Here is a 25,961-nt window from a genome sequence, read left to right as displayed (position 1 = left end):
GCAAATCAATAGGACACGGATGCGGGCGAGAAAAGCGAATAAAGCGGAATTGCCAGCCCGCCGACTTTGGGCATAACCTCGCAGCCAACGCTGCAACGCAGCATCGCGATTTCAGGGAGAACAGCATGAGCAGAACAGTCGTCGTCACCGGTTCCACCAGCGGCATCGGCCTTGCGATCGCCACTGCCTTCGCCGAAACGGGCGACAACGTCGTCATCAATGGTTTCGGAAAGGCCGATGAAATCAACGCGATCGTTGATCGACTTGAATCATTGTCCAAAGGCCGGGCGCTCTATCATCCGGCTGACATGACGAAGCCCGCCGAAATCGCCGATCTGATCGAAACGGCAGCGAAGACCTTCGGCGGCGTCGATGTCCTGGTCAACAATGCCGGCATCCAGCACGTCGAGAAGATCGAGGATTTCCCGATCGAGAAATGGGACCAGATCATCGCGATCAATCTGTCGAGTTCCTTTCATACCATGCGCGCCGCGATCCCGCTGATGAAGGCGAAAAAATCCGGCCGCATCATCAACATCGCCTCCGCCCACGGGCTCGTCGCCTCCCCCTTCAAATCCGCCTATGTCGCGGCAAAACATGGTATATTAGGCCTGACCAAGACGGCGGCGCTGGAGCTTGCCGAATTCGGCGTAACCGTGAACGCCATCTGCCCCGGCTACGTGCTGACGCCGCTCGTCGAGAAGCAGATACCAGATACCGCCAAGGCGCGCGGCATGACCGAAGAACAGGTAAAGAGCGAGGTCATCCTCAAGGCGCAGCCGACGCATGAATTCGTCAAGGCCGAGGAAATCGGCGCGCTGTCGCTCTACCTTGCCAGCGATGCGGCCAGGCAGGTGACCGGAACGCATATCTCGATTGACGGTGGCTGGACGGCGGCTTAACCATTTGGAAAAACAACAATAGGAACATCATGAACGACAGCATCCGCTTCATCCTGAATGGCGAGGACATCGCGCTCACCGATGTCGGACCAACCGAGACGCTTCTCGATTTTCTGCGGTTGAAGCGACGCCTGACGGGCACCAAGGAAGGATGCGCGGAGGGCGATTGCGGCGCCTGCACCGTACTCGTCGGCCGGCTGGCCGACGGCAAGCTTGCCTACGAATCGGTCAATGCCTGTATCCGTTTCATCGGCTCGCTGCACGCCACCCATGTGGTGACCGTCGAGCACCTGGCCGGCAGGGACGGCGCGCTGCATCCGGTGCAGCAGGCACTGGTCGATTGCCATGGCTCACAATGCGGCTTCTGCACGCCCGGCTTCGTCATGTCGCTCTACGGCCTTTGGCTGGCGACCGAGAAGCCGAGCCGCCGGCAAATCGAAAAAGCCTTGCAGGGTAATCTCTGTCGCTGCACGGGCTATGAGCCGATCGTCAAGGCCGCCGAGCAGGTGAGCCTGATGCGGCCGAGCACGCTCTTCGACCCGCTGGAACGGACGCGCTCTGAAATCGTCGCACGGCTTTGGGCAATGCAGGCGAGTGGCACGATCAGGATCGCGAATGGCGAAGACCGGCTGATCGTGCCGGCGTCGATGCAGGCTCTGGCCGAAGTCCTCTCGCAGGAACCCGACGCGATCATCGTCGCCGGCGCGACGGATGTCGGCCTCTGGGTGACGAAGCAGATGCGCAGGCTGAGTCCGGTCGTCTTCATCAATCATTTGAGCGAATTGCAGTCGGTCACGGAAGGGGAAGACGGCGTGACCATCGGCGCCGGCGTCAGCTACACCAAGGCCTTCGAAGCAATCTCTCAGAAAATCCCGGCGCTCGGCCGGTTGATCGATCGCGTCGGCGGCGAGCAGGTGCGCAACATGGGCACAATTGGCGGCAACATCGCCAACGGCTCGCCGATCGGCGACAGCCCGCCGCCGCTGATCGCGCTCGGCGCGACGCTGACGCTGCGGTCTCTGCAAGGCCAGCGCAAGATGCCGCTCGAGGATTTCTTCATCGCCTATGGCAAACAGGATCGGAAGCCCGGCGAATTTGTCGAGAGCGTCTTCGTGCCCTATCCGGCAGCAATGAGCCGCTTTGCCGCCTACAAGATCACAAAGCGCCGCGACGAGGACATCACCGCCGTGCTCGGCGCTTTCCTGCTGACACTCGACGATGCCGAGATGATCACCGACATCCGCATCGCCTTCGGCGGCATGGCGGCGACGCCGAAACGCGCCCGCGCGGTGGAGACCGAACTGATCGGCAAACCATGGACGGAAGCGACGATCGAGGCGGCTCGCCCCGCCTTCGACGCCGACTACCAGCCGCTGACCGATTGGCGTGCGACAGCGGAATACCGCCAACTGACGGCGAAGAACCTGCTGACGCGGTTCTATCTCGAGACCGTCGGCGCGCCGGCGGAGCTGAAGCGGTTCGAGGAGGTGGCGGGATGGATACATTGACCACGGGTGCCTGCCGCCCCCCTCATCCGCCTGCCGGCACCTTCTCCCCGCTGGGGAGAAGAGGCATGCCGCAGGACCAGCGCCAAACCATAGAGATCGGATTGTTGGTGCAAGGCTACGGCACTGAGCCGCGAGCGCCCGGAGCATCGGCGACGGGCAATCTATCGACAGGGGGGCGCTAATGGACAAGTCCACCTTCGAAGACCGCAAGCCTATCATCAACGGCCCGATGCACGACTCGCTGCGGCATGATTCAGCGCATAAGCATGTCACCGGAACCGCCGATTATATCGACGACATGCCCGAACCCGCAGGTCTGCTGCATGGCGCCCTCGGCCTCTCCGACCGGGCGCATGCCGAAATCCTCAGCATCGACCTTTCCGCGGTCGCCGCCTATCCCGGCGTCGTATGGGTCTTCACCGGCAAGGATGTGCCCGGCATCAACGACGTCAGCTCCAACGGCAGCCATGACGAGCCGCTGCTGGCCGAAACTTTAGTTCAGTTTCATGGCCAGCCGATCTTTGCCGTCATCGCCGAGACGCGTGATGCCGCCCGCCGCGCCGCGCTGCTGGCAAAGATCGACTATCGCGATCTGCCGCATTGGAGCGATATCGACGGCGCCCTCGCCAATGGCAGCCCGCTCGTCATTACCCCGATGACACTACGGCGCGGCGAGCCGGACACGGAAATGACCAACGCCGCCCTGCGTTTGAAAGGTCAGATGCGCATCGGGGGACAGGAACATTTCTACCTCGAAGGCCATATCGCTGTGGCGATCCCCGGCGAGGACGACGAGGTCACCGTCTGGTCCTCGACGCAGCATCCGAGCGAGATCCAGCACATCGTCGGCCATGTGCTCGATATTCCTTCGAACGCCGTGACCGTCAATGTGCGCCGCATGGGCGGCGGCTTCGGCGGCAAGGAAACGCAGGGCAATCAGTTCGCAGCGCTCGCCGCCATCGCCGCCAAGAAACTCGGCCGCGCGATCAAATTCCGCCCGGACCGCGACGAGGATATGAGCGCCACCGGCAAGCGCCATGATTTCCTCGTCGATTACGAACTCGGCTTCGACGCCGAAGGCCGCATCCATGCGGTCGACGCCACCTATGCGGCGCGCTGCGGTTTCTCCTCCGACCTCTCCGGGCCGGTGAGCGACCGTGCCCTCTTCCATGCCGATTCCAGCTATTTCTATCCGCATGTGCATCTGACCTCGAAGCCGCTAAAGACGCACACCGTCTCCAACACCGCCTTCCGCGGTTTCGGCGGGCCGCAGGGCATGCTCGGCGCCGAACGCTTCATCGAGGAGATCGCCTATGCCGTCGGCAAAGACCCGCTCGATGTCCGCAAACTGAATTTCTACGGCCAGCCGGGTTCGGAACGCACACTCACCCCCTACCATCAGGAGGTCGAGGATAACATCATTGCCCGCATCGTCGAGGAGCTTGAGGAAACGGCCGAATACCGGGCACGGCGCAACGCCATCATCGCCTTCAACCGCGACAGCCGCTACATAAGAAAGGGCATCGCGCTGACGCCGGTGAAATTCGGCATCTCCTTCACCATGACCGCCTTCAACCAGGCCGGCGCCCTCGTGCACATCTATCAGGACGGCTCGATCCACCTGAACCATGGCGGCACTGAAATGGGCCAGGGCCTCTATACCAAGGTGGCGCAGGTGCTGGCCGACAGCTTCCAGGTCGATATCGACAGGGTGAAGATCACTGCGACGACGACGGCCAAGGTACCGAACACCTCGGCCACCGCCGCCTCCTCCGGCTCGGACTTGAACGGCATGGCAGCCTTCGACGCCGCTCGCCAGATCAAGGAACGGCTTGTCGCCTTTGCCGCTGAGAAATGGGATGTGGGAGCCACCGACGTCGTCTTCCTGCCGAACCGCGTGCGCGTCGGCGAGATCGAGATCCCCTTCCCCGATTTCATCAAGCAGGCCTATTTCGCCCGCGTCCAGCTTTCCGCCGCCGGCTTCTACAAGACGCCGAAGATTCACTGGGACCGCAAGGCCGGCCGCGGCACGCCCTTCTATTATTTCGCCTACGGCGCCTCCTGCACCGAGGTGTCGATCGACACGCTGACCGGCGAATATCTGATCGACCGCACCGACATCCTCCACGATGTCGGCCGCTCGCTGAACCCGGCGATCGACATGGGCCAGGTCGAAGGCGCCTTCGTCCAAGGCCTGGGCTGGCTGACAACGGAAGAACTCTGGTGGGACGACAAGGGCCGGCTGCGCACCCATGCCCCCTCGACCTACAAGATCCCGCTCGCCTCCGACCGTCCGAAGACCTTCAACGTGCGCCTTGCCGAATGGTCCGAGAACACTGAGGCCACCATCGGCCGCTCCAAGGCCGTCGGCGAGCCACCCTTGATGCTGGCGATCTCGGTGCTGGAAGCACTGTCGATGGCCGTGGCAAGCGTCGCCAACTATAAGGTCTGCCCGAGGCTCGACGCCCCGGCGACGCCGGAACGGGTGCTGATGGCGGTCGAGCGGATGAAGCGGGTGTAGCAGATGGGAACGCGTCCGGCTGGTTTGTCGGCTGAGCAGGACGGGCAGAGAGGTTGGAGTGGGCGGCACCCCCCTCTGTCCTGCCGGACATCTCCCCCACAAGGGGGGAGATCGGCAAGACCGAACGCACCGCACCTGAATGCCCTGGCATTGCGTCATAAAACTCTACGCCACAGCTGCCTGGTCCCGGGAAGCTCGCGTCTCATGCTAATCTCCCCCCTTGTGGGGGGGATGTCCGGCAGGACAGAGGGGGGTGCCACGCCCACCCGCTCATCGGCCCTCCACCCATGACCGACCTCTCCAGCTTCCTCCTCGCCCACCCAGACTGCATCCTCGTCGACATCACCGGCACGCAGGGCTCAACCCCGCGCGAGGCCGGTACCTTCATGCTGGTATCGCAAACCGCATTGTGGGGCACGATCGGCGGCGGGCAGTTCGAATTCATGGCGATCGCGAATGCGCGGGACATGTTGGCGGGAACCGGCGGGATGGCGGAGATGGATATTCCGCTCGGGCCTGACATCGGTCAGTGCTGCGGTGGGCGCACGCAATTGCGGTTTCGCCGGGTGACGCAGGTGGTTGCCGAAGAAATCGAGGCCAGGCTGACCGGTGAGATCGAGCGCTTGCCCGAGGTCTATCTCTTCGGCGCCGGCCATGTCGGCCGGGCGCTGGCAACGGCCCTTGCGCCGTTGCCGCTGTCGGTGACGGTCGTCGAGACGCGGCAGGAGGAGCTTGCCAACCTGCCGCCCGAGACGAAGACGCGGCTCATGCCGATGCCCGAAGCGCTGGTGAAGGATATTCCGGCTGGCGGCGCGGTCGTCATCCTGACGCACGACCACGCGCTGGATTTCCTCATCGCCCGCGAAGCGCTGGAAAGAACGGATCTCGCCTATGTCGGCATGATCGGCTCGGCAACCAAGCGCGCTACCTTCGCCAGCTGGCTTTCCCGTGAAGGCGGCGGTGAGCGTGCCTGGCTCGAGCGGCTGACGCTGCCGATCGGCGGCGCGGCGGTCAGGGACAAGCGCCCTGAAGTGATCGCCGCCATGACCGCCGCCGAGATTCTGACGGCGCTTGGCGCCTACCGCATGCGCTCGTCTTCGTAATAGGGATCGCGTCCGTCGAGGAAACCGAGATCGCGCTTGACGCGATCGGGCGCCGTGTCGAGATCGAGGCTGGGCATGCGCCAGATCCGCGCCAGCCGGCCGCCGATGCGCCGGAAAATTCCGATGGTCGGCTGTGGCGGGCTCTGTTCGATAGCATAGCAATCCATGACATCACCTCGATGGTTTGATGGTATGAGTTGCAGTTTGCCGGTAAAAATGCTGCAATTCCAATCGAACAACCGTCTGCCTGCATCAAGAGAACTTATCCATGAAGCTGTCGAAACAATTCCCGCTGAATGCGTTGCGCGTCTTCGAGGCCGCTGCCCGGCTCGGAAGTTTCACCAAGGCGGGCGACGAACTCGGAATGACGCAGACCGCCGTCAGCTACCAGATCAAGCTGCTGGAGGAGAATGTCGGCGAGCCGCTCTTCCTGCGCCGTCCGCGCCAGATCGCACTGACAGACACCGGCGAGCGGCTGGCGCCGAAGGTGACCGAAGCTTTCGCCATGCTGCACGACGCGATGGCGACGGCGCGCGACAGCGTCGAAGGCACGCTCGCCATCAGTTCGACCCATACCTTCGCCTCGAAGTGGCTGGCGCCGCGCCTTGGCTCCTTCCACTTGAAACATCCGGCCATCGCGGTGCGCTTTCAGGCGAGTTCGGATATCATCGACTTCGCCCGCGAGCAGATCGATGTCGGCATCCGCTGGGGCGACGGCAACTGGCCGGGGCTGGCGCTGCACCGGCTGATGGGACTGGAGTTCACGCCGATGCTGAGCCCGAAGCTGGCGGAGGCGGCAGGCGGCATCAGGGAGCCACGCGATCTCCTGAACTTCGACCTATTCGACGCCGGCGACATCTGGTGGAAACAATGGTTCGAGGCAGCCGGCGTCACGGAGACGGATCTCGATCGGCGCCCGCGCAACCAGCTCGGCTCTCAGGCGGTGGAAGCCGATGCGGCGATCGCCGGCCATGGCGTCGCCATCCTTCATCCTGCCTTCTATGCGGCCGAGATCGCGCTCGGCCGGCTCTATCAACCCTTCGAACTGACCCGCAGCGACGGCAAGGCCTACTGGCTCGTCTACCCGGAAAACCGTCGCAACGTGCCCAAGATCAAGGCCTTCCGCAACTGGATCCTCGAAGAGATGAAGTCAGCCGGAAATTGATGCATGTCACCTAAAATTGTGCAGCCATTTTCGGACAACGACATGCCGGACCCGGTTCGTGAGCCGGGTCCGGTCCTGTGGCTCGCCTTCAAAATCCCATTTCCGGCGCATAGAAACAGCGCGGCGTATCCTCGTTCGGGAACAGACAGAGATGATAGTCGTTATCGCCGGATTGCATCGCCTTCGTCATCGGCAGCAGGAAGACATGAGCATGCGTGACCAGCCGGTGGTCGCCCGGCATCAGCGTCACACGATATCCGCCTGGCGTTACCGCCACGCTTTTCGAAGGGATCATTTGGCAATCGCCATTATGACTGTTGCCGTTGCAACAATAGGGGTCATAACTCCACCCCGAGGGTGCGTCGTGAGCCATCGCCAACGACGCATACGCAATCATCACACACGTCAGAATGCTGCGCATGGGCATCTTCTCCGTCGATGAATGCGCCGCCGATGATCTAACGGTTCTTATTTTATTCCGGCGGCCTGCAAAATAACTGTAATCGAGTCGTCGTTCAAGGTCTGCTGAATTAGCAGATCAAGCATAAGGCAGAGATAATGCACAGCCTTCTCGGCAGCTTTTAGGCACGGGACAGCAGATCAGCGATGCGGCCGCGATCGGCAACTTCGGCAAAACCGCCGGAGATCGTCAGCGGAGCGCCGAAGATCTCGACGAGCCCCTTGCCGAGGATGAGACCTTCGCCGTCCCGGCATGCGAGAATAGGGTTTGCCGTCGTCTCGCTGTAGCGCAGCAGCGCGGCGAGATAGCCGGGATCGTCGTTCAGATGCGGGAAGAATTCGAAGGGCAGGAGATCAAGAGCCGCGCCGTCCTGCACCGCATCAGGCGAACCGCCGGAAAAAAGCGCGTCGACGGCGATTGTCGGCGTCATCAAAATCGCCCCGGCACTGGTTCCGACGAGGATACCGTCATCACGCGCCCATGCGCGAAGCTTCTCCAGCATGCCACTTTGGCGCAGACGTCTCAGAAAATCGCCGGTGTGGCCGCCGGTGAGATGAATGGCGCTACAGGAAAACAGCCGGCCGATCTCTTCGTCACCGGAAAACGCGTCGAGATCGAAGAAGAGATCGAGAAAAAGCCCGTAGCTCAGATAATACTGCCGTTTCTCGTTGAAAAACTCCCGCTGCGGCTCCGGACCGGAGGGGATATAGCCGATGCGGTTACCGCGCGAAAGAATGAGCGCGGCAAGCCGCCGGTCCATCGGCGCGTTTTCGGCTATGAACTGATCGCTGTAGAGCGCGGTAATCATTCCATTGCTCCTTCGCCCCTGCCGCCTTTGCAGAAATCAGTACGCATGTGCAGTCCTTCAATCTCCTCTTCCCTCCCCGCCAAAATTTCCGCAATGTCACGAGTCGGAGGAAGATAGGGGAACTCGATGTATGAATATGCCATAGCATGGGAATGGCTCGCCTTCGCGGCCCGTTGGTTCCATGTCATTACCGCGATCGCCTGGATCGGATCGTCCTTCTATTTTATCGCGCTCGATCTCGGACTGGTGAAACGCCCGCATCTGCCACCCGGCGCCTATGGCGAGGAATGGCAGGTCCATGGCGGCGGCTTCTATCATATCCAGAAATATCTGGTCGCGCCCGCCCAGATGCCGGAGCACCTGACCTGGTTCAAATATGAGAGCTATTTCACCTGGATCTCAGGCTTCCTGATGCTCTGCATCGTCTATTACGGCGGCGCCGATCTCTTCCTGATCGACCGGCATGTGCTCGATATCAGCCCGCCCGTCGCGATTCTGATCTCGCTGGCGTCGCTTGCCCTCGGCTGGGTCGTCTACGATCTGCTTTGCAAGTCGCCGCTTGGGCGGAACACCTGGGGACTGATGGCGGTGCTCTATATCGTGCTCGTCTTCATGGCCTGGGGCTATACGCAGCTTTTCACCGGTCGCGCCGCCTTCCTGCATCTCGGCGCCTTCACCGCGACGATCATGTCGGCCAATGTCTTCATGATCATCATTCCGAACCAGAAGATCGTCGTTGCCGACCTCATCGCCGGACGGGTTCCCGATCCTAAATATGGGCAGGTCGCCAAGCAGCGTTCGCTACATAACAACTACCTGACGCTGCCCGTCATCTTCTTCATGCTGTCGAACCATTATCCGCTGTCCTTCGGTACGCAGTTCAACTGGGTGATCGCGGCTCTGGTCTTCCTGATGGGCGTCACCATCCGCCACTGGTTCAATACGACGCATGCCAGGAAGGGCCGGCCGACCTGGACCTGGATCGTCACCGTCATTCTCTTCATCCTCATCATGTGGCTTTCGACCGTGCCGAAGCTGCTGACCGGCGAAACCGATGCGGCGGCGGTCGCGCCCGCCTTCCAACAATTTGCCGGCGATCCGCATTTCCCCGCCGTCAAGCAACTGGTCTCGACACGCTGTGCCATGTGCCACGCGGCCGAGCCGGTCTATGAGGGTATCGTGCGGCCGCCCAATGGGGTGATGCTTGAAAACGACGCGGAAATTGCCGCCCATGCCCGAGAAATCTATATACAGGCGGGCCGCAGCCATGCCATGCCGCCCGGCAACATCACCGACATCACGCCGGACGAACGCAAGCTGCTGGTCGCCTGGTTCGAGAGCGCAGTCGAAGGCAAGAAACAATGACGACGACACTCCTGCGCGGCCGCCTGCTTTCCTTCCATCGCGCACCGCTAAGCCTCGCCGATAGCCAAAGCTATCTTTACGAAGAGGATGGCGGCCTGCTTGTTGAAGATGGGCTGATCACGGCAACCGGCCCCTATGCCGACGTCAAGGCAAAAGCAGCCGCGGACACGGCCGAGATTGACCACCGCCCGCATCTGATCATGCCCGGCTTCATCGACATGCACCTGCATTTTCCGCAGATGCAGGTGATTGCCTCCTACGCCGCCAACTTGCTCGAATGGCTGAATACCTATACCTTTCCCGAGGAATGTCGTTTCGTCGAAAGCGCGCATGCCGAAAGGATCGCCAGACATTTCTACGACGAGTTGATCCGCCACGGCACGACGACGGCGGTCGCCTATTGCTCCGTGCACAAGACCTCGGCCGATGCCTTCTTCGCCGAGGCGATGAGGCGCAATATGCGCATGGTCGGCGGCAAGGTGATGATGGACCGCAATGCCCCGCAGGGCCTGCTCGACACGCCCGAGATGGGCTATGACGAGACCCGCCAGGTGATATCGGACTGGCATGGCAAGGGCCGCAACCACGTCGCCATCACCCCGCGCTTCGCCATCACCTCGACACCGGCGCAGATGGAAGCGACATCAGCCCTTGCCCGCGAATTTCCCGACCTGCACATCCAGACGCATCTTTCGGAAAATCACGACGAAATCAGATTCACCTGTGAGCTTTATCCCGACGCGATCGACTATACCGACATCTATGCCCGCTACGGCCTGCTCGGACCGAAAAGCCTCTTCGGCCATGCCATCCACCTGTCCGAGCGCGAGGCTGGTGTGATGAGCGAGGCAGGCGCCGTCGCCGTTCACTGCCCGACCTCGAACCTCTTCCTCGGCTCCGGTCTGTTTCCGCTGAAGGCGCTGGCGCGGCGGGAAAAGCCTGTTCGCATCGGCGTGGCGACCGATATCGGCGGCGGTTCCAGCTATTCGATGCTGCGGACGATGGACGAGGCCTACAAGATCCAGCAGTTGCTCGGCGAACGGCTGAACCCGCTGGAAAGCTACTACCTGATGACCCGCGGCAATGCCGAGGCCCTGTCGCTGGCGGACCGGATCGGCACGCTGGAACCCGGCACTGAGGCCGATCTCGTCGTCCTCGATGCGACGGCGACATCGGCGATGGCGCTGAAGATGGAAGTGGTTAAGACGCTGCCCGAGGAGCTTTTCCTACTGCAGACGATGGGCGACGACCGAGCTGTTGCAGAGACCTATGTGGCCGGCGTTGCGTTGAAAGCGCAGCTATGATGACACATCTCGTTGCTCTTGAAATCAGGCCGTAACAGCTGTCCGACAAGGCCAATTTCCGATAACGCTTCTGCCAATTTCATGTTATGGCCGATGGCCGTATTCAGATGTGAAGGTTCAATTCATGGCCACTCCGCTCACCATCGCCGACCTGAAAAAGCTCGCACGGCGCCGTGTGCCGAAGATGTTTTTCGACTATGCGGATTCGGGCGCCTGGACGGAATCGACCTATGCAGCGAACGAGAGCGATTTCAGTCAGATCAAGCTGCGCCAACGGGTGATGGTCGATATGACCAACCGCACGCTGGAAACGACGATGATCGGCCAGAAAGTGTCGATGCCCGTGGCGCTGGCGCCAACCGGCCTGACCGGCATGCAGCATGCCGATGGCGAGATGCTGGCGGCACGCGCCGCCGAGGAATTCGGCGTTCCCTTCACGCTTTCGACGATGAGCATCTGCTCGATCGAGGACGTGGCGTCAGCGACGACACGGCCATTCTGGTTCCAACTCTACGTGATGAGGGACAAGGATTTCGTCCTCAATCTCATCAACCGCGCTAAGGCGGCCGGATGCTCGGCGCTGGTGCTGACCGCTGATCTCCAGATCCTCGGGCAGCGGCATAAGGACCTGCGCAACGGCCTGTCGGCGCCGCCGAAATTCACCCCGAAACATGTCTGGCAGATGGCGACCCGACCCTTCTGGTGCCTGGACATGCTGCAGACCAAGCGCCGCAACTTCGGCAATATCGTCGGCCACGCGAAAAATGTCACCAGTATCGCGTCGCTCTCGGCATGGACGCACGAGCAGTTCGACCCCCGGCTGTCCTGGGCGGATGTCGCCTGGATCAAGGAACAATGGGGCGGCCCGCTGATCATCAAGGGCATACTCGATCCGGAGGATGCGAAGGCGGCCGCCGACACCGGCGCCGATGCGATCGTCGTCTCCAATCATGGCGGGCGTCAGCTTGACGGCGCCCCCTCCTCGATCAGCATGCTGCCGAAGATCGTCGACGCCGTCGGCGACCGCATCGAGGTCCATCTCGACGGCGGCATCCGCTCCGGCCAGGACGTGCTGAAGGCCGTGGCGCTCGGCGCCAAGGGCACTTATATCGGCCGCCCCTTCCTCTACGGCCTCGGCGCCATGGGCAAGGAAGGCGTATCGCTGGCGCTCGGCATCATCCGCAAGGAGATGGACATCACCATGGCGCTCTGCGGCAAGCGCGACATCAACGATGTAAATTCTTCGATCATCGACGGGCGGCAGTGAACCTGCCGCCAGCACCATAATTGACGCTGTCTCTGCCCTTCTAACGACATGTTAAGCTTAGGTTGCATTTTTTACGTCGCCCCTTGAAAGCACAAAAGTGGTGCTTTATGTTTTACCTATGGCAAGCACAGGCAAGACACCGCATCCATCGCTGCTGCGCTACATGCTGGCACCTGACGACTACGCCCGGCAGGCGCTGGACGACACCATTGCCGCCTATCTCAGAATGATCGAAATCCTGACCAGCCTTGTCGCCGACAAGGCGGGCGCCAATCTCGTCGTGCTACATGACCTTGCCTATGAAACCGTCCGCGAGCAGACGGGCCTGCCGGCGAGACTAGTCACGCTCGGCCTTCGCGATTTCGCCGCCAATCGCGGCGTGACCGCCGATCCGCCGCAATTACCGCTCGATGACAAGCTCTTCGCCATCAAGGGCCCCTCGGACCTTACGATCGCCACGGTGCATGGACGCGTTGCCGTGCCCTTCGATGTCGCGGGTTATTCACGGGGATGGGAGAGTATTTTTCCAGCCTACCTCGTTGCGGGCCAGGATCGCTACGAGATTCACATCGGCGTCACGCCGAATTCCGCTCGGATGGAGGAAAACATGACGAACGAAGGCATTCTCTCACGCATGGGCCGTCTGATCGCGGGCATCGCGAATGCGGCGATCGATAAGGCGGAAGGCGTCAACAAGATCGCCGTCATCGAACAGGCGATCCGTGAGATCGATGCGGCGGCGGAAGACGCCCGCACCGATCTCGGCAAGGCGCGCGCCGAGGAATACCGCATTCAAAGCCGCAGAGACGAAATCGTCGAAGACATGAACGCGCTCGACCAGAAGATCCGCCTCGCCGTCTCCTCGGGGCGGGATGACCTGGCAAAGGTCGGCGTCGCCCGTCAGATCGATCTCGAATCCCAGATCGCAGCGCTCGACAAGGCGCTGGCCGATGCCAGGGAACAGGTGGACGAAGGCCAGAAAGCCTTGCAGGCCGTGCTCGCCACGCGCCGCGAGGCGGATGCTCGCCTTGCCGATTTCAAGCGCAGCATCGCCCGGCATCCCGAACAAGCAGCGACCGGTCACAGCCAGCCCGCACCGGGTGCAGATGCTGCCCGCGCTGCCGCAGCCGTCTCGCGGCTGACCGGAGTTCCCGCTGGCGAGCATGGCCACAGTTCCGAATTGGACGAACTCGACCGGCTGCACCGCGAACAGGCAATCGAAGCCCGGCTCGCACGCTTCAAGGCGGATAACCGATAACACGATGGCACTCCTTTTCTCCCCTGAATGTGCGCCCTTTGCCATCGCCGCAGCGATCCTTGTCGGCCTGACCGCGATCGAGATGCTCGCGATGGTCATGGGTTTTTCGATGACGGAATTTTTGGGAAAGCCGGAGGTTCATGGCCATGACGGCATCCTGGCTTATCTCTCCTGGCTCAATCTCGGCGGTGTTCCGCTGCTGATTCTCATGATGCTGACGCTCGGCTTCTTCGCGATGACGGGCTTTGCCTTGCAGGCCGTCGCCAATGCCTTCTGGGCGCCGCTGCCAAGCTTGATAGCCGTCATACCTGCCGCGCTCGCAACCATCCCCATGGTCAGGGCATCGAGCAGAACCGTGGCGCGGCTCGTGCCGCACGACGAAACCTATGCGGTCGATCTCGACGCCTTGCTCGGCCGGACAGCCGAAGTGTCGATCGGCCCGCTCGATCAGGGACTGCCGGGCCGCGTCCGCGTCAAGGATCAGCATGGAAACTGGCATGTGCTTCGAGCCCGAGCCGCCAAGGGCGAAGGTCCGCTCGCGATCGGCGCTTCTGTTCTTCTCGTCGATCACAAGGCAAATGTGTTTATCGCCATTCCCGCGCCGGTCGACCCCACTGATGCGGACAATCAATCTTTGAGGGAGCAGCAATGATGTACGACGTTATTCTACCAGCCGGCATTGGGATTGTTCTGATCTTCGGCATCGGTTTTGTCCTCGCCTCTCTTTACACGCGCTCCAGCCGCGATGAGGCCTATGTGCGCACCGGTCTCGGCGGCCAGAAGGTCGTACTCGACGGCGGTTCGGTCGTCCTGCCGATCTTCCATTCGACCGCCCGGGTCAACCTGAAGACACTGCGGCTCGAGGTTCGCCGCGGCGAAGGCGATGCATTGATCACCAAGGACCGCATGCGCGTTGATATCGGCGCCGAATTCTATGTGCGCGTGAAACCCGATGCCTCCTCGATTGCGCTTGCAGCTCAGACACTCGGCAACCGGACCAACGACGCCGAGGCTCTCCGCATCCTGATCGAGGCGAAATTCGTCGACGGCCTTCGCTCGGTAGCTGCGACGATGAACCTCGACGCGCTGCAGGAACAGCGCATGGATTTCGTCAAGGCCGTGCAGGAAGCTGTCGGCGCCGATCTCCAGTCGAACGGCCTCGAACTCGAATCCGTGTCGCTGACACGCCTCGATCAGACCGATATCAAGCATTTTAACGCCAACAACTTCTTCGATGCGCAAGGTCTTGCGGCATTGACCCGCATCACCGAGGGACGCAAGAAGGAGCGAAACGAGATCGTTCGCGATACCGAAGTCGCCATCGCCCAGAAGGATCTCGAGGCCCGCCAGCAATCGCTGACCATCGAGCGGACCAAGCGGGAAGCCGAACTCAGCCAGGAACGCGACATCGCCAACAAATCCGCGGCGACACGCGCTGAAACCGCCCAGCAGGAGCAGGCCGCAAAACGCGCCGAGGAGGAAGCCCGCATCGCTTCCGAACAGGCGATCGCCGAACGCGAGGCATCTGCCAAGCAGGCTCGCGAAAGCGCCAATATCGACGCCGCCCGCGCCGTCCAGCAACGCGAAACCGAAGCCAAGCGTGACCTCCAGATCGTGGCACAGGAAAGCGCCATCGCCGTTGCCAACAAGAGCCGTGAAGAATCCGAAGCGAAGGCGGCTGCGGAAACGGCCCGCGCGCTGGCGATAGCAGCAGAAGAAAAGGTTGGCACCGCAAAGGCGATCGAGATCGCCGAACGCGAAAAGCAGATTGCCGTGATTGACGCGCGCAAGAAAGCCGAGACGGAAGCAACCGCCGTCACTGTCGGCGCCGAAGCCGAAAAACAGGCGGCAAGCGACCAGGCCGAGGCCATCAAGACGCTCGCGACCGCCGAGGCGGATGCGGCGATCATCAAGGCCAAGGGCATTCTCGAAACCGGCAAGGCCGCGGCCGAGAGCGAAGCATTGCTCAACGACGCTCGCAACAAGTTGAGCTCTGCTATCATCGAGTTCGAGATCACCCGCGAACGGATCCGCATCATACCGCAGGCGCTCGCCGAGGCGGTCAAACCGATCGAGAAGATCTCCGATATCAGGATATTCGATACCGGCGGCATGCTTGGCCGCGCAAACGGTGCGGCCGGCGGAAACGGCATCGGGCTCGGCGAAGGACTGGCCGGCCAGCTCCTCTCCTACCAGGCGAACAAACCGATCCTCGACAAATTGCTGAAGGAAGCCGGCTTCGAAGGCGACGATGCCATCTCATCCCTCCTTGGAAATCTCGACGGCGCAAAACCGGCAAGACCGGCAACCGCCACAGCCCCGGCAAAGCCAGCAACACCGGCCGCAGCCCCGACACAAACGATCATCCCTCCGGCACCGAAGCCGGCACCAAAGAAGGACTGATCACCGCACAAGCGGGTCTGGACTAGAACAGGATGACTTTAGGCCGGTCCGGCCTAAAATCTGAATCCCGTTCTAAATTAAATAGTTAGAGCATGATGTCGCCTGAAAACTGCTCACACTTTTCGGCATCATGCTCTATCTCACCCAACCCGTTGCCAGCGCGCCTGCCCAGTCGGCACGACCTCTTTCGGCGGCCAGTGCCGACATCGCCATATGGTCGTAGGCGACGGTTCGGAACTGGCATGTCCATCCGCCCGTCGCCTTTTCCAGAATGGCGTAGCTCGCCAGCGGATGGCCGGCCTCCACCTTGTGATAATAAGGCAGTTCGTCGTCATAGGCCGGGCAGCCGACGCTGCCGGGATTGACGATCAGGCGGCCATCGGAGAGGCGCACGGCGCGGGGAATGTGGCTGTGGCCGCAGAGGATCAGCGGCAGGTCGATGCCTTCGGCCAACGCCTCGATCGCTTCGATCGGCTTCAGGAAGACGAAGCCCTCCGGCGAGACCGATTCCAGCCAGTAGAGATTGTCGTCCTTCGGCGTTGCGTGGCAGAGATAAACCTCGCCGCGATAGACTGTATCGAACGGCAGGCCGCGCAGCCAGTCGAGATGGGATGGCGTCAATTGCCGGTAGGCGGCGGCATCCGAAGCATGCATGGAGGCCGGATCCTGCTCGATCAGATAGCGATCGTGATTGCCGCGGACCGACGTCAGGCCGAGCGGTATCAGCAGCTCTGCCGTCCGACCGGCTTCGAGAGGCCCGCTGAAGAAATCGCCGAGATTGACGATCTCATCGATTCCCTGCGCACGTATATCCGCACGCACTGCCTCCAACGCCAGATGGTTGCCGTGAATATCGGCGATCGCTGCAAAACGCATCTTTAGCTGCCTCGATAGGTGGAATAGCCATAGGGCGAAATGAGCAGCGGCACATGGTAATGCGCCGTGACGTCGGCAATGCCGAAGCGGATCGGCACAAGATCGAGGAAGGCGGGATGCGGCAGCGGCGTGCCGCTGGCCCTCAGATAATCGCCGGCGTGGAAGACCAGTTCATAGGTGCCGGCCCGAAAATTTTCGCCAATGAGGATAGGGCCGCCGTCAACCCGGCCGTCGGCATTGGTCTCGACCGTCTTCAGATGTCTGCGGATCTCGCCGTCGAGCTGGAAAAGATCGATCCTCAGGCCCTCTGCCGGCTTGCCGAGGGCGGTGTCGAGAACATGCGTGGTCAGTCCGGTCATGGGGCTGGCTCTTTGATGATATAAGGGGTTTCGAAGAAGAATTCTTCCAGATTATTGCCCGGTCCATCGCGGTCGACGACCAGGAAATCTGAGGCTTGGCCGAGCGCCATCAGCGGATGATGCCAGCCGTTGCGGCGATAGTTCACGCCCTGGTCGCCTCGCGCCAGAAACACCTGCGGCATGCCCGGACGGCCGTTTTCATCCTCGGAGACGATGACGAGAAAAGAGCGGCCCGAGACCGGCGAGAAACTCTGGCTGCCGAATGGGTGGCGCTCCATCATGGTGATTTCATAGGGGAAGGCACGCGGCTGGCCACGAAAGAGGTTGATGATGACGCGCGCGTCCTCGCCGGTCGCTTCAGCGGCGGCCAGCGCGTGAAAACGCTCCGTCGTGCCGCCATTGATAAGCCGCATCGAGGCCGGATCGGCTTCGATGACCTCGCCGAAGGGAGCGAAGGCGCATTTGGTGAGCGGGCGGATCTCGAGAAATTCGGACATGGCCTCACTCGCCTTGGGCATGCCAGTGACGTATGGCATCGATCGCGGAAAGAAGCTCCGGCAGCGTACGATAGGTCGCCTCCCAGATGTCGGAAGGATTGAGATCGAAGACACCGTCGAGGATACGGTTGCCCGTGCCGCAGATTTTCGTCCACGGCAGATCGGGATGCTCGGTCGCAAATTCCGGATGAGTCACCAGCAAGCGGGATGCCGCGGCACCGATGGTGAAATGGCAGAAGGTGACCGCCTTGAAGGTAAGCTTGTCCCCGGCGAACGCCGCCCCATCCATTCCGCCGACGAAAGACAGCGCTTCGGATGCCGCTTCATACATCTCATTGAGATAGTCGATCGCGCGCCGCTCGTTCATTGAGCCTCCGGCAGCATCGACGCCAAGCGCAGCAGCGCAATCCGCTCGACTTGCGCCGTCGCGGTCGCAAACTCCTCGTCCCGATCATTGCCGATCCGTGTTTCGAAGGCCGACAGGATATCGTCCTTGCCGAGCCCCTTGACGGCGATGATGAAGGGAAAGCCGAATTTTTCGACATAGGCCGAATTGAGTTCGGTGAAGCGGGCATGTTCGGCCGGGCTCAGGCGGTCGAGACCGGCGCCGGACTGCTCCTTCCGGCTGTCTTCCGTGAGATCGCCTGATATGGCAAGGCGCCCGGCAAGATCGGGATGAGCGCAGAGCACGCCGAGACGCTCCTGCGGGCTTGCCGCCCGGAAGATGGCGGCAAGGGCCGCATGCACGCCGGCTGCCGTCAGCGGTTCCGTCACATGGCCGGCGTCATAGGCGCGCTCGGCGATGAAAGGCGAATGTTCAAAGACGCCGCCGAAGCGGGAGACGAAATCCTCGCGCGGCATCATCAGAGCGCTTCCGGCTGATGGTGCTTGTGCCAATGTTCGGCGATCTCGATGCGGCGCGGAATCCAGACCTTGTCATGCTTCAGCACATATTCGATGAAGCGCTTCAACGCTGCCGCCCGGCCCGGCCGCCCGACGAGGCGGCAATGCAGGCCGACCGACATCATCTTCGGGCTGCCCGCCTTGCCTTCCTCATAAAGCGTGTCGAAGGCGTCCTTGAGATAGGTGAAGAACTGATCGCCGGCGTTGAAACCCTGCGGCGTCGCAAATCGCATATCGTTGGTTTCGAGCGTATACGGAATGATCAGGAAGGGTTTCCCGTCGACGCCCTTCACCCAATAGGGCAGGTCGTCGGCATAGGAATCGGAGGAATAGAGGAAACCGCCCTCCTCCTGCACCAGCCGAAGCGTATTGTCGGAAGGCTTGCCCTGGTACATGCCGTAGGGCCGCTCGCCGGTAAGCTCGGTGTGCAGGCGCACGGCTTCAAGGATATGCTTGCGCTCCAGATCTTCTGGAAAATCCTTGTATTCCAGCCAGCGGTAACCGTGGCTGGCGATCTCCCAGCCGGCCTCCTTCATCGCGGCAACGGCCTCGGGGTTGCGGGCCATCGCCAGCGTCACGCCATAGACGGTCGCCTGCACCTTGAGATCGGTGAACATCCGCCAGAGCCGCCAGAAGCCTGCACGCGAACCATATTCGTAGATCGATTCCATGTTGAGGTTGCGCTGCCCCGGCCAGGCGGCCGCGCCGACGATTTCCGACAGCAGGTTTTCCGAAGCCGGATCGCCGTCGAGGATCGAGCTTTCGCCGCCCTCTTCGTAATTGATGACGAACTGCACGGCGACGCGTGCCTCGTCCGGCCATTTCGGATCGGGCGTCAGACGCCCGTAACCGACGAGATTGCGCGGATAGGTCTCGGATACCATCAAATCACCTTCTGAAAAGACGGGGAACGGTAGCATCCGCAGCCGGAATGTCGAGACGGAAACTGCTCCGCCGGATTTTGCCTTTACGGCACAAGCCTTTAGCTCATCGCCAGATTCAAGCGATTTTGCGCGCGCTGACCTTGCCCATCGGATGCAGCGAATGAACGCGGAACGGACCGCCAGTGCCCTCCTCGATCATCAGCGCCACGTTCGAAACCGTCACAGGTTCGCAGAGGACAGGCTCGAAGATCGTCCGCAACGCTGGCTCGATGCGCGGCATGTCGATCGCGTTGACGGGGCCTGTCACAGGCATATGGAAGCGGAACTCCTCCATCACATAGGGATTGCCCCAGCGATGAAGGTTGGCGAACTGTGCCGCCGACAGCCCGTCCGGATCGCTGCGTTCGATCTCGGCCTCGCTGAGCGGTGCGCGGAAACGATCGAATTCCTGCACGATCGCCGAGGCGAGATACTGGATCTGCTCGCAGGGCGTGCTCGGCAGCAGGCTGTAAAAATTGCCGAGCCGGGCGACTTCGATACGCGGAATCTGGAAGGGAACGAAGGTCCCGGAAAAACGCATTAGATCGCGCAGGAGTTGCGATTCGGGCATGTCATGGGACAGGTGGAACGGCGCCTTCAAAACGCCGTGAAAACCGTAGCGCCGCGGCACGGCGGTATGGAAGGCGATCTCGTGTATACCGAGGCCACGAACTGCCGGAGGCTCCATCATATCGCCCGAAAACACGTTTCGGCCAAGCCAATTGGCGGCCACGAGCGACAACGGGTCGCTCGCCGGAGGCGTGAAGCAAATGGCATAGCGCATGCAATTTCCTCCATCAAGGAAGTGAGCGCCGTTCAGGTCCGGCGCTGTGGATGCGCAAGCAGATAGGTGATTTGCATGACAGAATAACGAAAGGCAGCGGCGCCTAATTCACGTTTAACGTGAAGCCGCCGCGATGTGGCTTGAAATTGCGAAGCTTTCCGGCAGCAAAAACCCGCAGTCTGTATCGCCTGCGATTGATATCACCGCCTCCGCCAGCCGGTGCGCCAAACCGAAGCTGACCTTGAAGCCGCCGGTCAGCGCGATCAGGCGTGGGTGATCGGGGTGGCGGCCGATCATCGGATCGCGGTCAATCGCCTTCGGGCGAACCCCCGCCCAGCGCTCGACGACGGGGACGTCGCGAAGGCTTGGCACGATCGCCCGCGCCGCCTCGATAAGCACGTCGAGCTGGACGTCGGTGGATGTAGGATCGTCAAAACGGTTCTCACTGGTGCTGCCGATTGCCGCGTGCCCGCCTTCATGCGCGACGATATAGAGCCCGTCGAGGAAGATCGTCGGCAGCGCCGGGTCGATATCGGCTTTCAATAATGCCGCCTGCCCCTTGACCGGCTGGCCGAGCGGTTGTTTCAGCCCCGGCATCAGGCCCTGCAGCAACGGGAAGGACTGATAGCCGGCGGCCAGGATGCAGTGACTGAAAACGATGGTTTCGCCGTTGATTTCGGCCGTACCGCGATCGGGATCGAGGCCGGCAACCGTCGCATGCTCCAGGATGCGAACATGCTTTGCCCGCCGCAGGAAGGCGATGAGCGCTGCCACCAGCAAGCGGGGTGCAACGCGGGCGGCGAGCGTGTCATGCACGAAGCCGCTCTCGCCCGCAGACGCCTCGATCCAGCCGTCTACATCAGGCCCGTCGAGCACATGCCAGTGGAAGCGGCGGTCGCCCGCCCGCCAATGGCGTTCGGCCTCCTCGAAATGGCCGCGCGCTATTGTGTTGAGATGCGGCTTCGGCAGCGGGATCAGGCGTCCGGAACGGCGGTAGCCGGCGGAAAATCCGGTCTCGGCTTCGAGCGCGGCGATCTCGGTTTCGAGCGAGACCAGCGCATCGAACTGGAACTGCTTCTTCTGCGACCACCGGTCCGGCATATGCGGCATCAGCGCGCCGAGCAGGCCGCCGCTTGCACCTTCGCCCAATCTGCCGGCGTCACTGATAAGAGTCCGGATGCCCCGGCGCTCGGCATGGACGGCCGCCCAGAGACCCATGATGCCGCCCCCGACGATCAGCAATTCTGAGGACGATTGACCTGAGACCGGCGCAAGACTATCGGCTTTTTCCATGACAGACGTGAACCCCGATCAGATTGGCGCAGGCGCGCCACAGCCGCTCGAATGGCGCGACGGCGATATGCCCTATTCCACCGCCTTTGGCGATCATTTTTATTGCCAGACTGACGGACGGCTGGAATGCGGCCATGTTTTTCTCGCCGGCAACGGCCTGCCGGAGCGCTGGAACGGGCGACAGGCATTTCTGATCGGTGAGCTCGGCTTCGGAACCGGCCTGAACTTCGCCGAGACCTGGCGGCAATGGAAGCTCCACCGCGCAGACGGCCAGCACCTGCATTTCATCTCCTTCGAACTCCACCCGATGCGCGGCGAAGAAATCGGCCGGGCGCTGTCGCACTGGCCGGAGATCGATGCCGAACGCGAAGCGCTGACGGCGGCGTGGCCGCAAGCGCCTGCTGGCACCGTCTCGCTGAACCTCGATGCCCAGACGAGGCTCAGCGTGGTCTGCGGCCGCGCGCTCGATGGCGTTGCAGCGGCCAAGCCTGGCTTCGACGCCTGGTATCTCGACGGCTTCGCCCCGTCGCGCAACAGCGACATGTGGTCGGAGCAGTTGATGCGCCTCGTCTGCGAGAAAAGTGCAGCCGGCGGCACTTTCGCCACCTATGCGGCGGCCGGCTTCGTACGCCGCAATCTCATCGCCGCCGGTTTTGCCGTCGAACGCCGCCAAGGCTTTGCCGGCAAGCGCGAAATGCTCTGTGGCGCCAAGGCGTCACCCGATCAGCGTACAGATCAGTAGCTGGTGCGCGGCTGCTGCTCGCTCGTTCCGAGCCACTGGCGGATTTTTTCCTCGAGCAGTTCGGGGCTGATCGGCTTCGACATATAGTCGTCCATGCCGGCATCGAGACAGAGTTCGCGGTCGCTTTCGAGCGCATGGGCGGTAACGCCGATGATCGGCACCCGGTGGCCCTGCCCCTTTTCCCGTTCGCGGATCGTCTGCGTCGCCTGATGGCCGTTCATCACGGGCATCGAGACGTCCATCATGATAATGCGCGGCGTATGCCGCTCCCAGGCGGCGACCGCCTCCTCGCCATTGTCGACGACGAGGAAGGAAAGACCCGTGCCTTGCAGGATCTGCGTGAAGACGATCTGGTTGACCTCGTTGTCCTCGGCAACGAGCACATCGACGAATTCAGCGGCCCGCTTCTGCGGCACTGGCGGGGGCGCCGGCACGGCCGCTTCCGTCTGCAGCCGGGCAATCTCGCCCTCGGAAGCCTGCTTGACGCGGCTGGCGCGCACCACTTCGACGACGGTGTTGCGCAGCACGTTGGCGCGCGCCGGTTTCATCAGATGCGCGTGGCCGTTCAGCGCCGCGAATTCCTTTTCGGTACCCGAAATATCCATCGACGTCAGGAAGATGATCGGCAGTTCGACGAAGCGGGGATCGGCGCGCAGCCGGCGCGCGACATCGGCGCCGTTCATATCGGGCATATGATAATCGAGCACGACGGCATCGACGGTGACGCCGAGATTGGCCGCCGCCTCCAGGATCGCAAGACCGGTACCGCCGCCTTCGGCGGCCACGCCGTCGAAGCCCCAGAGCGACAGCTGCTCGGTCAGGATGCGCCGGTTCACTTCGTTGTCGTCGACGACGAGGATACGCGCGCCCTGCACGTTGATCGGCAACGGCTTCGGCTCAAGGCGGGCGGCCGCGACCGCAAACGGCAGGTTGACGGTGAAAACCGAGCCCTTGCCCCATTCGCTTTCGACGTTGAGATAACCGCCGAAAAGGTCGACGAGCCCGGCGGTGATCGCAAGACCGAGGCCGGTTCCCTCATGCCGCCGGGTCGACGAGGCGTCCACCTGCGAGAACTTGTCGAAGACCGATTCAAGCTTCTCCAACGGGATGCCGATCCCGGTATCCTCGATGCGGATGCTCGCCATGATCTCGCCGCCGGCGGCCGGCTGGAAGCCGACATCGACGAAGACATGGCCGCGCTCGGTGAACTTGACGGCGTTGCCAACGAGATTGGTGATAATCTGGCGGAAACGCCCGGCGTCGCCGATCACGGCGGCGGGCAGATCGGGTGCTGCCCGCACCAGGAGCTCGATGTTCTTTTCGGCGGCATGCGAAGACAAGAGTGTCGCCACATCCTCCACCGCTTCGGTAATATCGAAGGCGGCCTTGCGCAGTTTCATCTGCCCGGCATCGATCTTCGAGAAGTCGAGGATATCGTTGATGATCGTCAGCAGCGCATTGCCCGATTTGACGATGATGTCGACGAAGGTCTTCTGGCGCGTGTCGAGATTGGTCTTGGCCAGCAGTTCCGCCATCCCAAGCACGCCGTTCATCGGCGTGCGGATCTCGTGGCTCATATTGGCGAGGAATTCGGATTTGGCGCGGTCGGCGGCTTCGGCACGCGACAAGAGATGGCGCAACTCCTCCTCGCGGCTCTTGAGCTCGGTGACGTCGGTGAAGAGCGCCACCCAATGCTGCCCCTTGCTGATCGTCGCATCCATGTTCACCCAGCGCTCGCCGCCGACGTGGAAGACGGTGGAAATCGGTAGCCTGGCGGCGATATTGTCGCGCCAGCCCTGCAGGATTTCCGCCGCGGCATCGTGGAAATCGCCGCGCGCCGCGCAAAATTCGAACATGCCGAGCCAGCCCTGCCCGGCTTCGATATAGGCGGGCGGAATCTGCAGGATATCAGCCATCGCCCCGTTGGACATCTTGATGATGCCATCCTGGATGATGGCAAGACCTTGCGACATCGCATGCGTCGCATCGCGCATCATCTCGCCGACCCGCTCGAGCGCGGCGCGGGTCTCGTGAATTTCCTTTTCCCGCTCGCGCACCGCCGAGATGTCGGCATAGGTGAGCAGGATACGGTCGTTGGAGATGCGGCGGCTGTCGAAGATGACGGATTTGCCCCCCGCCCAACCGAGCTCGATCGGCTCGGGTACTTCAGCCTCGAACAGATGCTTGCGGAAGGCGTAGATTTCCTCCGGCGTCTGCGTGCCGTCGTAGCGTCCGAGCTCTAAATTGCGGCGGATGACGTCGATGAAGGGGCGGCCGTCGAAGCGATCGTCGAGCGGCAGCTCCCAGATGCTGTAGAATTCATCGTTGACGTAAAGAATCCGGTGGTCGTTGTCGAGGATCAGCACGCCGACCGGCAGCGAGCGCAGGATGCTTTCGATATCCCGATGCAGTATTTCTTCCTGCTTGCGCGACGCAATCAGCGCCTTCTCGCGTTCCTTGAGCGGCGAGATGTCGGAGAAAGAGCCAACGACATAAGTCCGCCCATCCGCCGTCACGACGCGGTTGACGCGCGAAATGACCGGATAGATGTGGCCGCTCTTGCTCGGCATCTCGCTCTCGATCTCCACCGAAATGCCGTCCCTGAGCGCCAGCAGGTTTTCCTGGTAGATCGCCTCGCCACCTTCCGGCCCGAACATTTCATGTTCGGTCATTCCCAGTATCTGGGAGCGGTCGTGGCCGCTGAAGGTGTCGTAATACTTGTTGGCATAGACCAGGCGGTGGTGGTAATCGCGTACGAAGACTGCAACTGGCAGGTCTTCCAGGACCGTGCGTAGAACGTCGAGTTCGTTGACGCTCTCACCCCAGGCCGAATCTCCGGCCGCCGCAGGCTTTGCGCCGTTGCGATAGGCGGCATTGACCACCAGCGGCCGGCCATCCTCGGCAAAGATGCCGATCGGATGGTCGAGCTGCTCCAGCGCCTCGCGCACGCGGGCGAAATCGGCGGCGACGCCGGCGTCGCCAGTCATCCAAGGGTCGCCGGCGATCCCAGCGTCGCCAATCGTCCGGCGCGGCGGCGCTCGCACTTCGAAAATGCCGAGCACATAAGCCCGGTCCGGCGATGGCGAAAAGCTTTCGATCTGGATGCGTTCATGGCCGATGCCTGCCACATCGAAGCAGATGGCGTTTTCCTCGGTGCCGAACACCAGCGCGCGGCGTTCCTTGTCCTCGCGTTCCTCTTCCTCGGGACGGTCGAGAAGCTCGCGGCTGCGCCTGCCGATGAAATCGGAGATCTCGCGGCCTAGAAAACGGGCATAGGCCTCGTTGACGGCGATATACCGCAGCTCGCTGTTCTTGACATAGGCCGGGGTATCCAGATCAGCGATCCGGCGGCAAGCCAACTCCAGAAGTTCCCCGGCTGATTTCAAAAAATATCGCTCCCGCAATGAATGAAATATCGACTACAAAAACTATAACGCCAAGGCTTTTAACAAGGTTTTAACCATAAAATTCGACGGCGGAATTTTACGAGCCGGCTCACCAAGCCGAAGATAATTCGGGA

At 61.8% G+C, this 25,961-nt stretch carries 24 protein-coding genes; 12 read left to right on the top strand and 12 right to left on the bottom strand.

The window, feature by feature from the left end; genetic code table 11:
- Window positions 1-125 precede the first annotated feature (125 nt).
- From G9X64_RS35290 to xdhC, 4 genes are all read left to right on the top strand, one after another.
- On the top strand, window positions 126-902 hold the full coding sequence (locus G9X64_RS35290; RefSeq protein ID WP_168309466.1) for a 3-hydroxybutyrate dehydrogenase: 777 nt from the start codon (window positions 126-128) through the stop codon (window positions 900-902).
- Between the two features lie 29 nt (window positions 903-931).
- On the top strand, window positions 932-2,410 hold the full coding sequence (gene xdhA, locus G9X64_RS35285; protein WP_168309465.1) for a xanthine dehydrogenase small subunit: 1,479 nt from the start codon (window positions 932-934) through the stop codon (window positions 2,408-2,410).
- Window positions 2,411-2,591: 181 nt separating this feature from the next.
- Complete coding sequence (gene xdhB / locus G9X64_RS35280) at window positions 2,592-4,931, top strand: xanthine dehydrogenase molybdopterin binding subunit (protein WP_168309464.1); 2,340 nt, start codon at window positions 2,592-2,594, stop codon at window positions 4,929-4,931.
- Window positions 4,932-5,218: 287 nt separating this feature from the next.
- Window positions 5,219-6,034, top strand: a complete 816-nt coding sequence (gene xdhC / locus G9X64_RS35275) for a xanthine dehydrogenase accessory protein XdhC (RefSeq protein ID WP_168309463.1) — start codon at window positions 5,219-5,221, stop codon at window positions 6,032-6,034.
- Here xdhC and G9X64_RS35270 read toward each other — a convergent pair.
- On the bottom strand, window positions 6,010-6,201 hold the full coding sequence (locus tag G9X64_RS35270) for a hypothetical protein (protein ID WP_012758544.1): 192 nt from the start codon (window positions 6,199-6,201) through the stop codon (window positions 6,010-6,012). The genes xdhC and G9X64_RS35270 overlap by 25 nt on opposite strands.
- 101 nt (window positions 6,202-6,302) lie before the next feature.
- Between G9X64_RS35270 and gcvA the strand changes: the two genes are divergently transcribed.
- A complete protein-coding gene (gcvA, locus tag G9X64_RS35265; RefSeq protein ID WP_168309462.1) occupies window positions 6,303-7,199 on the top strand; it encodes a transcriptional regulator GcvA in 897 nt (298 codons plus the stop codon).
- Between the two features lie 88 nt (window positions 7,200-7,287).
- Here gcvA and G9X64_RS35260 read toward each other — a convergent pair whose 3' ends face one another.
- Window positions 7,288-7,620, bottom strand: a complete 333-nt coding sequence (locus G9X64_RS35260) for a hypothetical protein (RefSeq protein ID WP_003541942.1) — start codon at window positions 7,618-7,620, stop codon at window positions 7,288-7,290.
- A gap of 160 nt (window positions 7,621-7,780) precedes the next feature.
- Window positions 7,781-8,467, bottom strand: a complete 687-nt coding sequence (locus G9X64_RS35255) for a Type 1 glutamine amidotransferase-like domain-containing protein (RefSeq protein ID WP_171378349.1) — start codon at window positions 8,465-8,467, stop codon at window positions 7,781-7,783.
- A 126-nt stretch (window positions 8,468-8,593) separates the two neighbouring features.
- Here G9X64_RS35255 and G9X64_RS35250 point away from each other — a divergent pair, with 126 nt between their 5' ends.
- From G9X64_RS35250 to G9X64_RS35225, 6 genes are all read left to right on the top strand, one after another.
- Window positions 8,594-9,832: a urate hydroxylase PuuD gene (locus tag G9X64_RS35250; protein ID WP_168309460.1), complete on the top strand. Its 1,239-nt coding sequence runs from the start codon at window positions 8,594-8,596 to the stop codon at window positions 9,830-9,832.
- Window positions 9,829-11,136: a guanine deaminase gene (gene guaD, locus G9X64_RS35245; RefSeq protein ID WP_168309459.1), complete on the top strand. Its 1,308-nt coding sequence runs from the start codon at window positions 9,829-9,831 to the stop codon at window positions 11,134-11,136. The genes G9X64_RS35250 and guaD overlap by 4 nt, the downstream gene beginning before the upstream one ends.
- Window positions 11,137-11,260: 124 nt before the next feature.
- Window positions 11,261-12,403, top strand: coding sequence for an alpha-hydroxy acid oxidase (locus G9X64_RS35240; RefSeq protein ID WP_168309458.1), 1,143 nt, complete (start codon window positions 11,261-11,263; stop codon window positions 12,401-12,403).
- Window positions 12,404-12,503: 100 nt separating this feature from the next.
- Entirely contained in the window at window positions 12,504-13,661 is a 1,158-nt protein-coding gene (locus G9X64_RS35235) for a PspA/IM30 family protein (RefSeq protein ID WP_168309488.1), read from the top strand.
- A 4-nt stretch (window positions 13,662-13,665) separates the two neighbouring features.
- Window positions 13,666-14,313: an OB-fold-containig protein gene (locus G9X64_RS35230; protein WP_168309457.1), complete on the top strand. Its 648-nt coding sequence runs from the start codon at window positions 13,666-13,668 to the stop codon at window positions 14,311-14,313.
- On the top strand, window positions 14,310-16,064 hold the full coding sequence (locus G9X64_RS35225; protein ID WP_168309456.1) for a flotillin family protein: 1,755 nt from the start codon (window positions 14,310-14,312) through the stop codon (window positions 16,062-16,064). Before G9X64_RS35230 ends, G9X64_RS35225 begins: the two co-directional genes overlap by 4 nt.
- 135 nt (window positions 16,065-16,199) lie before the next feature.
- Here G9X64_RS35225 and G9X64_RS35220 read toward each other — a convergent pair whose 3' ends face one another.
- From G9X64_RS35220 to G9X64_RS35185, 8 genes are all read right to left on the bottom strand, one after another.
- The gene (locus G9X64_RS35220; RefSeq protein WP_168309455.1) at window positions 16,200-16,940 is read right to left on the bottom strand and encodes a metallophosphoesterase family protein; all 741 of its coding nucleotides are present in this window, start codon (window positions 16,938-16,940) and stop codon (window positions 16,200-16,202) included.
- 2 nt (window positions 16,941-16,942) lie between these two features.
- Complete coding sequence (gene uraH, locus G9X64_RS35215) at window positions 16,943-17,299, bottom strand: hydroxyisourate hydrolase (protein ID WP_003541961.1); 357 nt, start codon at window positions 17,297-17,299, stop codon at window positions 16,943-16,945.
- On the bottom strand, window positions 17,296-17,796 hold the full coding sequence (locus G9X64_RS35210) for an ureidoglycolate lyase (RefSeq protein WP_168309454.1): 501 nt from the start codon (window positions 17,794-17,796) through the stop codon (window positions 17,296-17,298). The genes uraH and G9X64_RS35210 overlap by 4 nt, the downstream gene beginning before the upstream one ends.
- A 4-nt stretch (window positions 17,797-17,800) precedes the next feature.
- Window positions 17,801-18,163 carry a HepT-like ribonuclease domain-containing protein gene (locus tag G9X64_RS35205; protein ID WP_168309453.1) on the bottom strand — a complete coding sequence of 121 codons (363 nt, stop codon included), beginning with the start codon at window positions 18,161-18,163 and terminating at the stop codon, window positions 17,801-17,803.
- Window positions 18,160-18,660 (bottom strand): 2-oxo-4-hydroxy-4-carboxy-5-ureidoimidazoline decarboxylase, encoded by a 501-nt coding sequence (gene uraD, locus G9X64_RS35200; RefSeq protein WP_168309452.1) that lies wholly within the window; start codon window positions 18,658-18,660, stop codon window positions 18,160-18,162. The genes G9X64_RS35205 and uraD overlap by 4 nt, the downstream gene beginning before the upstream one ends.
- Complete coding sequence (puuE, locus tag G9X64_RS35195) at window positions 18,660-19,583, bottom strand: allantoinase PuuE (RefSeq protein WP_020051205.1); 924 nt, start codon at window positions 19,581-19,583, stop codon at window positions 18,660-18,662. The genes uraD and puuE overlap by 1 nt, the downstream gene beginning before the upstream one ends.
- A gap of 115 nt (window positions 19,584-19,698) precedes the next feature.
- Window positions 19,699-20,406, bottom strand: a complete 708-nt coding sequence (locus G9X64_RS35190) for a DUF1045 domain-containing protein (RefSeq protein ID WP_168309451.1) — start codon at window positions 20,404-20,406, stop codon at window positions 19,699-19,701.
- A 114-nt stretch (window positions 20,407-20,520) separates the two neighbouring features.
- Window positions 20,521-21,699 carry an NAD(P)/FAD-dependent oxidoreductase gene (locus G9X64_RS35185; RefSeq protein WP_168309450.1) on the bottom strand — a complete coding sequence of 393 codons (1,179 nt, stop codon included), beginning with the start codon at window positions 21,697-21,699 and terminating at the stop codon, window positions 20,521-20,523.
- Here G9X64_RS35185 and mnmC2 point away from each other — a divergent pair.
- Window positions 21,698-22,441 (top strand): tRNA (5-methylaminomethyl-2-thiouridine)(34)-methyltransferase MnmC2, encoded by a 744-nt coding sequence (mnmC2, locus tag G9X64_RS35180; RefSeq protein WP_168309449.1) that lies wholly within the window; start codon window positions 21,698-21,700, stop codon window positions 22,439-22,441. The genes G9X64_RS35185 and mnmC2 overlap by 2 nt on opposite strands.
- On the opposite strand, the gene G9X64_RS35175 is transcribed toward mnmC2, so the two are convergent.
- Entirely contained in the window at window positions 22,435-25,827 is a 3,393-nt protein-coding gene (locus tag G9X64_RS35175; RefSeq protein ID WP_168309448.1) for a response regulator, read from the bottom strand. The genes mnmC2 and G9X64_RS35175 overlap by 7 nt on opposite strands.
- Window positions 25,828-25,961 lie beyond the last annotated feature (134 nt).

The sequence above is a fragment of the Rhizobium sophorae genome (assembly GCF_013087515.1).
GTDB lineage: Bacteria > Pseudomonadota > Alphaproteobacteria > Rhizobiales > Rhizobiaceae > Rhizobium > Rhizobium sophorae.
The sequence above is the reverse complement of the archived record's forward strand: the minus strand, read 5'-3'. Positions and strand labels throughout refer to the sequence as shown.